14 protein-coding genes and 1 pseudogene are annotated in these 12357 nt (G+C 71.7%); 7 read left to right on the top strand and 8 right to left on the bottom strand.

Annotated elements, in window-relative coordinates; translation table 11 throughout:
- The first annotated feature begins 70 nt into the window (after positions 1 to 70).
- The 3 genes from AB0B50_RS32880 (at position 71) to AB0B50_RS32870 (ending at position 3259) form a co-directional block, all read left to right on the top strand.
- On the top strand, positions 71 to 1792 hold the full coding sequence (locus AB0B50_RS32880) for a penicillin-binding transpeptidase domain-containing protein (RefSeq protein WP_362339458.1): 1722 nt from the start codon (positions 71 to 73) through the stop codon (positions 1790 to 1792).
- A gap of 118 nt (positions 1793 to 1910) precedes the next feature.
- On the top strand, positions 1911 to 2411 hold the full coding sequence (locus AB0B50_RS32875) for a YbaK/EbsC family protein (RefSeq protein WP_362339457.1): 501 nt from the start codon (positions 1911 to 1913) through the stop codon (positions 2409 to 2411).
- Positions 2408 to 3259: a DMT family transporter gene (locus AB0B50_RS32870; RefSeq protein ID WP_362339456.1), complete on the top strand. Its 852-nt coding sequence runs from the start codon at positions 2408 to 2410 to the stop codon at positions 3257 to 3259. Before AB0B50_RS32875 ends, AB0B50_RS32870 begins: the two co-directional genes overlap by 4 nt.
- A gap of 23 nt (positions 3260 to 3282) precedes the next feature.
- Here the strand turns inward: AB0B50_RS32870 and AB0B50_RS32865 are convergent, their stop codons facing one another.
- Together AB0B50_RS32865 and AB0B50_RS32860 are read right to left on the bottom strand one after the other, a co-directional pair.
- The gene (locus AB0B50_RS32865; RefSeq protein ID WP_362339455.1) at positions 3283 to 3963 is read right to left on the bottom strand and encodes a permease prefix domain 1-containing protein; all 681 of its coding nucleotides are present in this window, start codon (positions 3961 to 3963) and stop codon (positions 3283 to 3285) included.
- Entirely contained in the window at positions 3960 to 4304 is a 345-nt protein-coding gene (locus AB0B50_RS32860) for a PadR family transcriptional regulator (RefSeq protein WP_362339454.1), read from the bottom strand. Before AB0B50_RS32860 ends, AB0B50_RS32865 begins: the two co-directional genes overlap by 4 nt.
- A 100-nt stretch (positions 4305 to 4404) precedes the next feature.
- On the opposite strand from AB0B50_RS32860, the gene AB0B50_RS32855 reads away from it, so the two are divergent.
- The 3 genes from AB0B50_RS32855 to AB0B50_RS32845 all read left to right on the top strand — a co-directional run bounded on the left by AB0B50_RS32855 (position 4405) and on the right by AB0B50_RS32845 (position 6303).
- Entirely contained in the window at positions 4405 to 5067 is a 663-nt protein-coding gene (locus tag AB0B50_RS32855; protein ID WP_362339453.1) for a hypothetical protein, read from the top strand.
- On the top strand, positions 5064 to 5399 hold the full coding sequence (locus AB0B50_RS32850; RefSeq protein ID WP_362339452.1) for a hypothetical protein: 336 nt from the start codon (positions 5064 to 5066) through the stop codon (positions 5397 to 5399). The genes AB0B50_RS32855 and AB0B50_RS32850 overlap by 4 nt, the downstream gene beginning before the upstream one ends.
- 166 nt (positions 5400 to 5565) lie before the next feature.
- The gene (locus AB0B50_RS32845; protein WP_362339451.1) at positions 5566 to 6303 is read left to right on the top strand and encodes a hypothetical protein; all 738 of its coding nucleotides are present in this window, start codon (positions 5566 to 5568) and stop codon (positions 6301 to 6303) included.
- 292 nt (positions 6304 to 6595) lie between these two features.
- Here AB0B50_RS32845 and AB0B50_RS32840 read toward each other — a convergent pair whose 3' ends face one another.
- The 5 genes from AB0B50_RS32840 to AB0B50_RS32820 form a co-directional block, all read right to left on the bottom strand.
- Complete coding sequence (locus tag AB0B50_RS32840) at positions 6596 to 6913, bottom strand: hypothetical protein (protein WP_362339450.1); 318 nt, start codon at positions 6911 to 6913, stop codon at positions 6596 to 6598.
- Between the two features lie 542 nt (positions 6914 to 7455).
- Positions 7456 to 8676: a serine hydrolase domain-containing protein gene (locus AB0B50_RS32835; protein ID WP_362339449.1), complete on the bottom strand. Its 1221-nt coding sequence runs from the start codon at positions 8674 to 8676 to the stop codon at positions 7456 to 7458.
- 83 nt (positions 8677 to 8759) lie between these two features.
- Positions 8760 to 9545 (bottom strand): ABC transporter ATP-binding protein, encoded by a 786-nt coding sequence (locus AB0B50_RS32830; RefSeq protein WP_362339448.1) that lies wholly within the window; start codon positions 9543 to 9545, stop codon positions 8760 to 8762.
- Positions 9533 to 10294 carry a cobalt ECF transporter T component CbiQ gene (gene cbiQ, locus AB0B50_RS32825; protein WP_362339447.1) on the bottom strand — a complete coding sequence of 254 codons (762 nt, stop codon included), beginning with the start codon at positions 10292 to 10294 and terminating at the stop codon, positions 9533 to 9535. Before cbiQ ends, AB0B50_RS32830 begins: the two co-directional genes overlap by 13 nt.
- A gap of 1 nt (position 10295) precedes the next feature.
- Entirely contained in the window at positions 10296 to 11387 is a 1092-nt protein-coding gene (locus AB0B50_RS32820) for an energy-coupling factor ABC transporter permease (RefSeq protein ID WP_362339446.1), read from the bottom strand.
- 200 nt (positions 11388 to 11587) lie between these two features.
- On the opposite strand from AB0B50_RS32820, the gene AB0B50_RS32815 reads away from it, so the two are divergent.
- The gene (locus tag AB0B50_RS32815) at positions 11588 to 11932 is read left to right on the top strand and encodes an SsgA family sporulation/cell division regulator (RefSeq protein WP_362339445.1); all 345 of its coding nucleotides are present in this window, start codon (positions 11588 to 11590) and stop codon (positions 11930 to 11932) included.
- Between the two features lie 15 nt (positions 11933 to 11947).
- On the opposite strand, the pseudogene AB0B50_RS32810 reads toward AB0B50_RS32815, so the two are convergent.
- A pseudogene (locus tag AB0B50_RS32810) lies at positions 11948 to 12325 on the bottom strand (hypothetical protein); the annotation flags it as partial.
- Between the last annotated feature and the right edge of the window lie 32 nt (positions 12326 to 12357).

Below are 12357 nucleotides of genomic sequence, written 5' to 3'. Positions count from 1 at the left end.
CTTCTCCCTACGCCTCTAAGGTGGCCTTCCGGTGAGGAGCCCCGGGGCTCTGGGGAACTGCGGAGGGTTTGTGGGCAAGCGAAGGCGCGTCACGGAGCGCAAGAGACTCGGCTTCAAGAACGGACGCGTGCATCCGTACGCGCTCGGCGGGGCGGCGGCCGTCGTCGTGTGCGGTGTGGGAGCTGCCGCGTTCGCCCTCTCCGGCTCCGGTTCCGGTGAGGACGGCGCGACCGTCGACGAGAAGCAGGTGGCCACGGGCCCGCCGAAGGCCGCCGAAGTCCGGGCCACCTCACGGGCGTTCCTCGACGCGTGGGCGCAGGGCGACGCGGCCAAGGCGGCCGAGCTCACCGACGACGGTGCGGCGGCGAAGAAGGCCCTGACGTCGTACCGCAAGGACGGGCGGCTCACGAAGGTCGAGCTGATGCCGGGCAAGCGGTCGGGCGCCAAGGTTCCGTTCAAGGCGATGACCACGGTCTCGTACGAGGGAAAGAGCAAGCCCTTCTCGTACGAGTCCGAACTCACCGTCGTGCGCAGGAAGAGCGACGGAAAGACGCTGGTCGGCTGGCGGCCCTCGGTCCTGCATCCGGAGCTGAAGGAAGGCGACCGCCTGGTCACCGGCGAGGCGGGCGACCCGCCGATCAAGGCGGTGGACCGGGACGGCGCCGCGCTGACCGCGGCGAAGTACCCCTCGCTGGGCACGGTGTTGGACGGGCTGCGCGAGAAGTACGGCAAGAAGGCGGGCGGCAAGGCGGGCGTCGAGCTGCGCGTGGTGCGGGCGGACAACGAGAAGAAGTCCGCTTCGGGGGCGGCCGCGAAGAAGAAGGACGACGCGAAGTCGACGCCCGACAAGACGCTGGTGACCCTCTCCCCCGGCACCCCGGGGACGTTGAGGACCACCTTCAGCGGGAAGCTGCAGTCGGCGGCCGAGCGCGAGACGGCCAAGCGGCAGCGGGCGTCCGTCGTCGTGATCAAACCGAGCACCGGCGAGATCCTGGCCGCGGCCAACTCCAACCCCACCGGTTTCAACACGGCCTTCCAGGGTTCGCTCGCGCCCGGCTCCACGATGAAGGTCGTGTCGTCGTCGATGCTCCTGGAGAAGAAGCTCGCCGGGGTCGACAAGAAGCACCCCTGCCCCAAGTACGAGACGTACGGCGGCTGGAAGTTCCAGAACGACGACAAGTTCGAGATCAAGGGCGGCACGTTCCGGGCGAGCTTCGCGCGCTCCTGCAACACGGCCTTCATCAGCCAGGCGACGAAGCTGGAGAACGACTCCCTGACCAAGCAGGCCCAGGAGGTCTTCGGGCTCGGCCGCGACAACTGGTCGATCGGCGTGCCGTCCTTCGACGGCGCGATCCCGGTGCAGAGCGACGCGCAGATGGCGGCCTCGCTGATCGGGCAGGGCGGGGTGCGGATGAACCCGCTGAACATGGCGTCGGTCTCGGCGACGGTGAAGTCGGGCACGTTCAAGCAGCCCTACCTGGTCTCGCCCGACGTCGACGACCGCACGCTTGCGACGGCGTCGCGCAAGATGTCCGGCGCGACGGCGGCGGCGCTGCGTGACCTGATGCACTACACCGCGGTCGCGGGTACGGCGGTCAAGCCGATGTCGGGCCTCGGCTCCGACATGGGCGCGAAGACCGGCTCCGCGGAGGTCGACGGCCAGAAGAAGCCGAACGGCTGGTTCACCGCGTACCGGGGCGACCTGGCCGCGGCGGGGGTCGTCCAGGCGGGCGGCCACGGCGGCGACTCGGCGGGTCCCGTGGTGCGGGCGATGCTGCTGGCCGGGGGCTGAGACGCCGGTCTGCTGGCCGGGGGCTGAGACGCCGGTCGCACACGGCTGTCGGGCACGGCTGTCCGCTATGCGGATACCTGGTCGCGTGCCTCGTACACGGACCGCTAGCGTGCCGGGCATGAGCGCTACCGAATCGTCAGCCGTCCACCCCCGCTTCGCCGAGGCCCTGCAGGAACTGGGTCTCGGCGAACTTGTCTCCCGGGTCCGTCGCTTCCCGGACCAGACCCGCACCGCCCAGGAGGCCGCCGCGGCGATCGGCTGTGAGCTCAGTCAGATCTGCAAGTCGCTGATCTTCGCCGCGGACGGAGTCCCGGTTCTGGTCCTCATGGACGGGGCCTCGCGGGTCGATCTGGAGCTCGTGCGGCGGGAGTTGGGCGCGGAGAAGGTGACCCGGGCCAAGGCGGACATCGTCCGGGAGACCACCGGGTACGCGATCGGCGGCGTACCGCCCTTCGGTCACGCCACCAGGACCCGCGTCCTGGCCGACCGCTCCCTGCTCGACCACGACGTGGTGTGGGCGGCGGCCGGCACGCCGTACTCGGTCTTCCCGATGGCACCCAAGACGCTGATCGCCCACGCGGGCGGCGCGCTGGTGGACGTGCGTGAGACCGCCGAGTGACCCCGCTGGTCGCGGCGGCGGTGCTGCTCGCCGCCGTCACACACGCCAGTTGGAACGCGATAGCCCACCACATCACGGACAAGCTGGTCGGCTTCACGCTCATCTCCGGCGGCGGCACGCTGATCGGCCTGCTCCTCGCCCCCTTCGTCGCGGTCCCGGCGGCCGGTGCCTGGCCCTACCTGATCCTCTCCGCGCTCCTGCACGTCGCCTACTACGCCCTGCTGATGCGGTCGTTCAAGCTGGGTGACTTCGGCCAGGCGTACCCCATCGCGCGCGGCACCGCGCCCCTGGTGGTCACCGTCCTCGCCGCCGTCTTCGCCGGCGAGATCCCCGACGGCTGGCAGGCGGCGGGCGTCGCGGTGTCGTGCGCGGGCCTGACCGGGCTCGCCCTGTGGGGCATACGAGGATCGGGGCGCCGCCCCGACTGGGCGGCGATCGGCGCGGCGCTCGCGACGGGCGTCTCCATCGCGGCGTACACGGTGGTGGACGGCCTCGGGGTGCGGGCCTCCGGTTCCTCGATGGGGTACATCGCGTGGCTGATGATCCTGGAGGGCGTCGCCGTCCCGGTGTACGCGGCCTACCGCTGGCGGGGCGAACTGGTCCCGAAGCTGAGGCCGTTCGCGGTCGTGGGCCTGTTCGGCGCGGCGCTCTCCGTCTCGGCGTACGGCCTGGTCCTGTGGGCCCAGACGAAGGCGGACCTGGCGCCGATCTCCGCGCTGCGGGAGTCCTCGATCATCGTCGGCGCGGCGATCGGGGCGGTCTTCTTCAAGGAGCGGTTCGGGGCGCCGCGGCTTGTCGCCGCGGGGTTGATGGTGGCGGGGATCGGGTTGATGCTGCACGCGGGGTGACTGTGCTCTCCGGGTAACTCCACTCAGGTCACGGCCGGTTGCCCGAGCGGCAGTCGGGCGCAGCGGCGGCATGCGCGGGCCGAGGCCGCCACCACGGCGTGCGAGGCGGCGGCCAGCACTCCGGCGCAGGCGAGCAGGGGCCAGTTCGTGGCCAGGCCCGCGGCGGTGGCGAGCGCGAGCGTCGCGACGGCCATGGCCACGCTCGCGGTGGTGCCGGACCAGGCGACCACGAGCGGCAGCCTGCGCGGCATCGGCAGCCACCGCGCGAGGGTGCCGGTGACGGCGAGGGTCGCCGCGGCGAGCAGCGCGGCGACGGTCGCGACGAAGGCCAGGTGGACTGCCAACAGCTGCGCGGTGTCCGGCAGTTGCCGCCCCTGGCCGTCACCTCCCGTGCGGGCCAGATACCAGCAGGCGACCAGGAAGGGCGCGGTGAGCGCGACGGTCCGTGCGGTGTGCCGGGCCTGCGCGACGGTCAGCTCGCGCTGACAGCCGGGGGCGATCTCGTCGACGGTCCCGAACTCCCGTACGGCCCTACGGGCGGCGTCCTCCCGGGTCATGCCCTCGTCGGCGTGGGCGTCGGCCATGTCCGCGAGGCCGTCCCGCATCTCCTCGATCAGCCGGGCCTTGGCGCGGGCCGGGCCGTGCAGGGCGCCGGCCAGGGCGTCCACGTGCTCCTCGACGAGGCGACCGGCGGTGCCGTTCACGTGGCGAGTCCGGGCTGCGCGCCGGGGTTCAGGACCGAGCCGATCGCCGCGGTGAACTCGCTCCAGGCCGCCCGCTCCCCGGCGAGGGTGGCGCGGCCCGCGTCCGTGAGTTCGTAGCAGCGGCGGCGGCGTTCGCCTGCGGCCTCCTGCCAGCTGCTGCTCAGCAGGCCAAGACGTTCGAGCCGGTTCAGGGCGGGATAGATCGTGCCCGTCCGCAGTTCGAGCGCGCCTCCGCTGCGGCGCTGCACCGCGACGATGATCGCGTACCCGTGCAGCGGCCCCTGCTCCAGCACGGCCAGCAGCAATCCGTCCAGGTGCCCTCGCACCGCATCCACCTTCATGGATAGGCAGCCTACCCAAAGGAGGCGTAGGCAGTGTATGTATTGGCAGCCAACTTATTTACGTTGGCTGCCAACGCAAGCACGTTCTGGAGGCCTTGCAGTGACCAAGCTGCTGCTGTCCGTACATGTCCTCGTGGCGATCCTGGCCGTGGGGTCGATCACCGTGGCCGCGTCGATGTTTCCGCGGTATGCGCAGCGGGCGTTGGGGGGTGAGGGGTCCGTGGAGGGCGAGAAGGCACAGGCCGGTGACGCGGAGCCGCGGGGTGGCCGGGCCGCCGACATCGCCGCGCTCCTGCACCGGATCTGCCGCGGCTACGCCCTCGCCGGGCTCGCGGTGCCGGTGTTCGGCATCGCCACGGGCGCGCAGCTCGGCGTCCTCACCGACGCCTGGCTGGTCGCCTCGCTGCTCCTGACGACGATCGCGGCGGTGCTCCTCGCGGCGGCCATCCTGCCGGGTCAGCGGGGGTTGCTGGAGCTGGCGGACGGGACCGGCGGGACCCGGGTGGACGGGACCGGCGGGACCCCGGTGGACGGGACCGGCGGGACCCCGGTGGACGGGACCGGCGGGACCCCGGTGGACGGGACCGGCGGGACCCCGGTGGACGGGACCGGCGGGACCCCGGTGGACGGCGGGAAGTCCGCCGCCGAGGCGGCGCGCCCCGCTGTGGCCCGTCTGCACATGCTGACCGGCATCTTCAACGTCCTGTGGGCGACGGTGACGGTCCTCATGATCGTCCGCCCCGGCTCCACGACGGGAGCGTGAGCGCCGTGCGCGTGCTCCGCATCGGAGCGGGAGTGGAAGCCGCCTCCCTGGTCCTCCTCCTGCTCAACCTCCTCACCGTCCACGCGAAGCCGCTCTCGTCCCTGCTCGGCCCCTTGCACGGCACCGCGTACCTCGTCGTCATCGCGGCCACGTGGATGCTCCCGGCGACGGCTTCGACGACTTCGACGACTTCGACGGCCTCGACGGCCTCGACGGCCTCGACGGCTTCGACGCCTTCGACGGGCACGAGGTGGCGCGCCCTGGTCCCGGGCATCGGCGGCCTGCTCGTCCTGCGCCGGGTCGAGAAGGCGTCCGCGCGGCCGAACCCCTGACACGCGCGGGCGACCGGTGATTCCATGGATCGCCCAGTTCTTGCTCGGGGCAGTTGGATCGGCTGAGGGGGCGGTTGTCGTGACTGGGGAACGACTTCCGGATGCGCCGGACGGGAAACGAGTTCCGGGCGGGGAACACCGCCCGAGGAACATCACCGGTGACCCCGTGGCGCAGCTGCAGGAGCCCGGCGGCTTCCCCGTCGATCCGGCCGCGCCCGACCGGCAGCAGTGCTGGGACATGCTCGGCGAGAACGTGCGCTCACGCCTCGCGGCGAAGGCGGGCCGTGTCCTTCAGTGGTGGGCGCGGCTGGAGGGCGACACCAGACCCAAGGTCATCGTCTTCGGCGAACTGGGCCTGTGCACGGCAACGCCCCTGGTCGAGGACGGCACAAGGGTCTACCGCATCGACCGCCTCCCCTTGGAGCCCGGCAGCCTGAGACACCGCCGCTTCGAGGCACCGCGCGCGGCGGAGCGGGGAGATGGCCCGGCGGAGCGGGGCGGCGGCTCGGCGGTGGCGCGCGTGTTCGGCCGCCGAGGCCGGAACACCACGCCCCCGGCCGCAACCACGACCCCGACCACCCCCATCCCCGCCCCCGGAACGGGACTCGTCCCGACCCCCTTGAACCTCCCGGACGAGGCGCAGGGAATCCTGGGCAACTTCCCGCCGGAGGTGCAGAGATACCTCCAGAACCCGTTCCTCGCCAACGACCACCGCGTGGTGGCCGACTGGTACTACCACGAGCAACTCGACGTGGCCCACTCCCGGATCCTGTTCCTCTACGCCCTCTCGGCCGACCGCAACATCACGGTCGCCGCGGCCACGAGAACGCTGGCGCGTGGCAGGCCCCAGTCCTACGCGACGTGGCAGGCGGAGGCGTACCACGGCCGGGTCAGGACGACATGAGGCAAGGAACCGTGCCGAGCGCCGGGCCACTTCAGCCCCGCATCGACTTCGCCCGGCCCCGACTCGTCCCCACGCGTACGACTCCACGCCTCGTCCCCACCCGCCAACCCCCGCCCCGGCTTCACCAACGCCCAGCTCCCGACTCACCCCACAGCCGCGCGCCGACCCCGGGGCCGACATGCGTACGCCCTGCCCCACCCACCACCCCCACCACCCGTGCGCGGCCCGGCATCATGCGGCGCCCTCACGCTCCGGCGATGGCCGAGGCGCGAGGACGCTGGAGAAGTGCGGGTCAGCCCAGTTGCCCGTCTGGACTCGGCGGCAGCCGCGTGCCTCGGCTCTCCGCGACGCGGTGGACGTCACGGAGAGCCACGGACAGGCAGGTCGTCAGATAGCGGAGCTCCTGAACTTCCGCTCTGGGGTCGTCGAGCAATTCCTCGGGATGGCCGAGTAGTTGTTCGGCCATGCCGCGCTGGATGGACTCGACATTGTCCGCGAGGCGGAAGAGATATCCGCCCTCGGTGTCCGTGATGAGGTAGCAGGGCTTGCCGTCGGGGCCGACCCACGGGAGGAGCCGGGCGACCCGAAGAAGGCCTCCCTCTGCGGTCATCGCGCACCCACCTCCACTCCGCGGATGAGGCGAGGCCCGGTGTCGATCGCATACGTCGCGAGCCGCAGCACTCGGCGGCGAATGCGTTGTTGCTTCCGGTGCGGCCGCTCACCGGGAGGGAGCGGCATCGCGAGCGGGTTGGATGCCCGTGGGCTGTCCGTCGAGAGGCAGGCCCGTCTGCTCATGGACACGGGTTCTGCTCATGGACACGGGTCGCGCGCATGCCCAGAGGCGGCAGTTCGGCGATGCGCTCGAATGTTTGCTGTGTGCGGAAGAGATCGCTCCTGACGTGGTGCGCGGCCACATGGCGGCGCGGGCTGTCATCCGCGAACTCGTTCTGATAGCAGGGCGTTCCGCGTCGCCGGAGCCGCGGGGGCTCGCGGAGCGGGCGGACGCGTCGGCCTAGCGGCATCGGCCGGTCGTGCCCTCCACCCCAGGGTGGGCGGGGACGAGGCGGGGCCAGGTGCGTGGGGGTGCGGTGAGGACGGGCGAAGCCGAGGCGAAGTCATGCTCCCGACGGCACCCCCAACGGGCCCGTCCCCCTACAACGTCTCCCTCACCGCCCCCACCAACGCCTGCGCCCGTGGGTCCGCCGTGACCCCCTTGTTCATGCCGTTCGTGACGTAGCCGAAGGACAGGGACGACTCCGGGTCCGCGAAGCCCAGGGCGCCGCCGCGGCCCGGGTGGCCGAAGGAACCCGGGGCCAGGAGCGGCGAGGCCGGGCCGTGCAGCATGTAGCCGAGGCCGAAGCGGGTGTTCACGATCAGGACACGGTCGGGGCCCGCCGACGCCTCGCCCCGGGCCAGCTCCACGGTCTCCGGGGTGAGCAGCCGCCGCCCGCCGTCCACTTCGCCGATCAGCGCGGCGTAGAAACGGGCCAGACCGTCCGCCGTGGCGATGCCGTTGGACGCGGGCAGCGCGGCCGCCCGGTACGCCGGGTCGTTCTCGTCGGGCAGAGGGTCGATCGCCCCGAAGGCCCGGCGGGTCAGGGAGTCGGGGTCGGCGTAGGCCTCGGCCACGTTCCGCTTCGGCCGCAGCCTCAGGCCGCCCGCCGCGGCCGGCGGCTCGATGCGGCCCACCCGTCCGGCCCGCGCCGCATCCGCCTCCGGCACCCCGACCCACAGGTCGAGCCCCAGCGGCTCCGCGATCTCCTGTGCGATCCACTCCCCCACGGCCCTGCCCGTCACGCGCCGCACCAGCTCACCGGTGAGCCAGCTGTACGTCTGCGCGTGGTAGCCGTGTTCCTGGCCCGGCTCCCAGAACGGCCCCTGCGCCGCGACCACCGCCGCACCGAGGCCCGGGTCCAGCGCCTCCGCGGGCGTCAGCGGACGGTCAAGGGCGGGGACACCCGCCCGGTGCGCGAGCACGTCCCGCACCAGGACCCCCTCCTTGCCCCGCGCCTTGAACTCCGGCCAGTACGAACCGACCGGCGCGTCCAGGTCGAGCTCCCCGCGCTGGTGGAGCAGGAGCAGCGCGGCCGCCGCCACACCCTTGGTCGCCGAGCGGACGATCTGCGCGGTGCCGGGCATCCAGGGGGCGTCACCCCCGGCGAGGTCCCCGTCGACGTCCTTCGTGCCGCCCCACAGGTCCACGACCTTGTGCCCGTCGCGGTACACGGCCACCGCCGCGCCCCGCTCCCCGCGCTCACTGAAATTGCGTACGAAGGCGTCCCGCACCGGCTCGTAGCCGACGGCCACCGTGCCGTGCACCTCACCCGTGCCAGCCGTGCCACCTATGACACCCGTGACACCCGTGACACCCATGCCAGTCCTACCAGCCCTGCCAGCCGTGCCACCTATGACCTCGTCCATGACAAGGGCAACAGCGACCCCGCGCCGACGATTCCCTAGCCTCCTGCCTTCACCGTCTTCGGATCGAAGCCGAAGGGCAGCTCCAGACGGTGCGCGCCCATCAGCTGCTCGTCGGCGAGCAGCTCCCCCGTCGCCCCGTCCGCCACGATGACGCCCTCGCTGAGGATCAAGGCCCGCGGGCAGAGCTCCATCGCGTACGGCAGGTCGTGCGTGACCATGAGGACCGTCACGTCCAACGACCGCAGGATGTCGGCCAGTTCGCGCCGCGACGCCGGGTCGAGGTTGGAGGACGGCTCGTCGAGGACCAGGATCTCCGGCTCCATCGCGAGCACCGTCGCGACCGCGACCCTGCGCCGCTGCCCGAAGGAGAGGTGGTGCGGCGGCCGGTCCGCGAACTCGGCCATGCCGACCTGCCCCAGCGCCTTCGTCACGCGGGTCTCCAGCTCCGGCCCCCGCATCCCGGCCGCCGCGGGCCCGAAGGCCACGTCCTCGCGCACCGTCGGCATGAACAGCTGGTCGTCGGGGTCCTGGAAGACGATGCCGACCCGGCGCCTGATCTCCGCCATGTGCTTCTTGCCGACGGGAAGCCCGGCCACGCTCACGCTGCCCGCGCCGCCGGTCAGGATGCCGTTCAGATGCAGGACGAGGGTCGTCTTGCCCGCGCCGTTCGGTCCGAGCAGCGCCACGCGCTCGCCGCGCCCGATGCGGAAGTCGACGCCGAACAGGGCCTGGTGGCCGTCGGGGTAGGCGAAGGCGAGACCCGAGACCTCAAGGGAAGCGGTGTTCACAGCGTCAGGGGAAGCGGTAGTCACAGGGTCCATCCCAACAGGCATACGACCAGCGCGGTCATCGGCAGGGCGAGCGCGTACGTCCACTGGGCCCGCGAGGCCGTCACCTCGTCGATGACCGGCATCGACCCGGCGTAGCCACGGCTGACCATGGCCAGATGCACCCGCTCCCCCCTTTCGTACGAGCGGATGAAGAGCGCGCCCGCGGACTTGGCGAGGACGCCCCACTGCCGCACACCCCGTGCCTCGAAGCCGCGCGACTCCCTGGCGATCTTCATGCGGCGCATCTCGTCCGTGATGACGTCGCCGTAGCGGATCATGAACGAGGCGATCTGGACGAGCAGCGGCGGCAGCTTCAACCGCTGGAGTCCCAGGAGCAGTTCGCGCAGCTCCGTGGTGGAGGCCAGCAGCACGGATGCCGCGACGCCGAGCGTGCCCTTGGCCAGGACGTTCCAGGCAGCCCAGAGCCCGTTCACGCTCAGGGACATGCTGAGTACGTCGATGCGCTCGCCCTCGGCGACGAACGGCATCAGCACGGCGAACGCCACGAACGGGATCTCGATGAGGAGCCGCTTCAGCAGGAAGCCCGCGGGGACGCGGGCGGCGTACGCGACCGCGGCCAGCAGCACGGCGTAGAGCCCGAAGGCCCACATCGCCTCGCGCGGCGTGGAGACGACCACGACGACGAAGCAGAAGACGGCGGCGAGCTTGGTGTGCGGCGGCAGGACGTGCACCGGCGAGCGGCCGTGCCGGTAGAGCCGGTGGGCGTGGCCCGCGCCCACGTCAGGCCTTCTCGGTTTCCGGTACGGCAGCGGGGGACGCGTCGTTCGTACGCCGACGCCGCAGCGCCCAGAAGACGGCGCTGCCCGCGACGACCGTGACGCCCACGCCGATCACGCCCGCGAGGCCGCCGGACAGGCGTGCGTCGGTGATGTCCTTGACGCCGTAGTCGGCGAGCGGGGAGTCCGCGTTGGCGTGCTCTTCCTCCTTCTTGTCGATGCCCTTGTCGCGGGCGACCTTCTCCAGGCCGTCGGGGTTCGCGGAGGCGTAGAAGGAGACGAATCCGGCGAGGACGAGGGAGGTGACGATGCCGGCGATCCACACCTTGCGCGTGGACCGTGCGGCGACGGCCACCGGCTCGGCGGCGGGCGCGTCCACCAGCTCTCCGCCGACGCGGAGCTTCAGCGGCCGGGTCAGTCCGCGCGCTCCGTACACGAGATCGGGCCGTACGGCGATGACGGCACCCACGGTGAGCGCGGTGATGACGGCCTCGCCGATGCCGATGAGGACGTGGACGCCGACCATGGCGGTGGCGACCTTGCCGATGGATACGTCGGTCGTGCCACCGATGGCGTAGATGAGCGTGAAGGCGACCGCGGCGGCGGGCACGGAGAGCAGAGCCGCGACGAAGGAGGCGACGGTGATGGAGCGGCGCTTCTTGGGGAGCACCTTCACCAGGCCTCGGAAGACGAGGTACGCGACGACGGTCGTGACGATCGCCATGTCGGAGATGTTCACGCCCAGCGCGGTCAGGCCGCCGTCCGCGAAGAGGACGCCCTGCATGAGCAGGACGACGGAGACACAGAGGACGCCGGTGCAGGGGCCGACGAGTATCGCGGCGAGCGCGCCGCCCAGGAGATGCCCGCTGGTTCCCGCCGCGACGGGGAAGTTCAGCATCTGCACGGCGAAGATGAAGGCCGCGACGAGGCCGGCGAGCGGGGCGGTGCGCTCTCCCCCGATCTCGGCCGCGCTCGAGCGCGAGGTGCCCCCCTGTTCACGCCGTGCGCCCCTGAGGCTGACGGCGACGGCGCCCGCCGCGACGAGCCCGGCGGCGGCGGAGACGGGTGCGTTGATGAATCCGTCGGGGACATGCATGCGCGCACTCCTGGGCAGGCGCCCCTGGGCAGGGCAGATCGCTCGTGAACCGTTCGATGTGAACGGTTCAATGATGTGGCTTGTTGCAAATCACTTGCAAGAGCGCTTCGGTTCCGATAAAGCAAAGCCCACTCGGGGCGAATTCCATGACATATGGGACATTGGGGAGTGGAGTGCCCGCACGGATGAGGAGTTCAGCGATGTCCGCAGTCGAGCAGTACGCACGCGCCCACCTCGTCACGGACTCCTCCGAGGGCCATCGCGCCGTCCCCGTCGTCCTGCACTACGACCCGGAGGCCGACCCGCACGCGGTGCGGATCGGCCTCCCTGGTTCCCACGACCGGGTGTTCGCCCGCCAGCTCCTGGAAAAGGGAATGAGGGCCCCCGCGGCCGCGGGCGACGTACACGTCTGGCCGTGCGGCCGGGTCCAGACGGTGGTGGAGTTCCACGAACAGGACGGGGTGACGGTGGTCCAGTTCGACGCGTCAGCTTTGATCCGCTTCCTGCGCCGCACCTACGCCACCGTCACCCCGATCACTCACTGACGGCCACGGGCCGGGTCACACCCGCGCCGGCTCCCGATCCCCATCAGGATCCTGGCCCTGGCCCTGGTCGCGGTCCGCCGCCTTCTCCTCCGCGGAGCGCAGACCCTCGCCCTCCACATCCACGTTCGGCAGCGCACGGTCCAGCCACCTCGGCAGCCACCACGCCTTCCTGCCCAACAGCGCGAGCACCGCGGGCACCAGCGCCATGCGCACCACGAACGCGTCGAAGAACACCGCGATCGCGAGCCCGAAGCCGATCATCTTCACCATCTGCTCCGACGAGCCGATGCTGTGTCTTCCCGGGGGAAGCCCCCGGACCCCCACCGCGAAGACCGCGATCATGATGACCGCCGCCGCCGAGACCACCCCGGCCCCGCTTCGGAAACCGGTCACTGCCAATCAGAAACCGGTCACTGCCAAAACGC

It is taken from the genome of Streptomyces sp. NPDC041068, from assembly GCF_040647455.1.
Taxonomy (GTDB): domain Bacteria; phylum Actinomycetota; class Actinomycetes; order Streptomycetales; family Streptomycetaceae; genus Streptomyces.
This window is presented reverse-complemented; position numbering and strand designations above follow the sequence as displayed.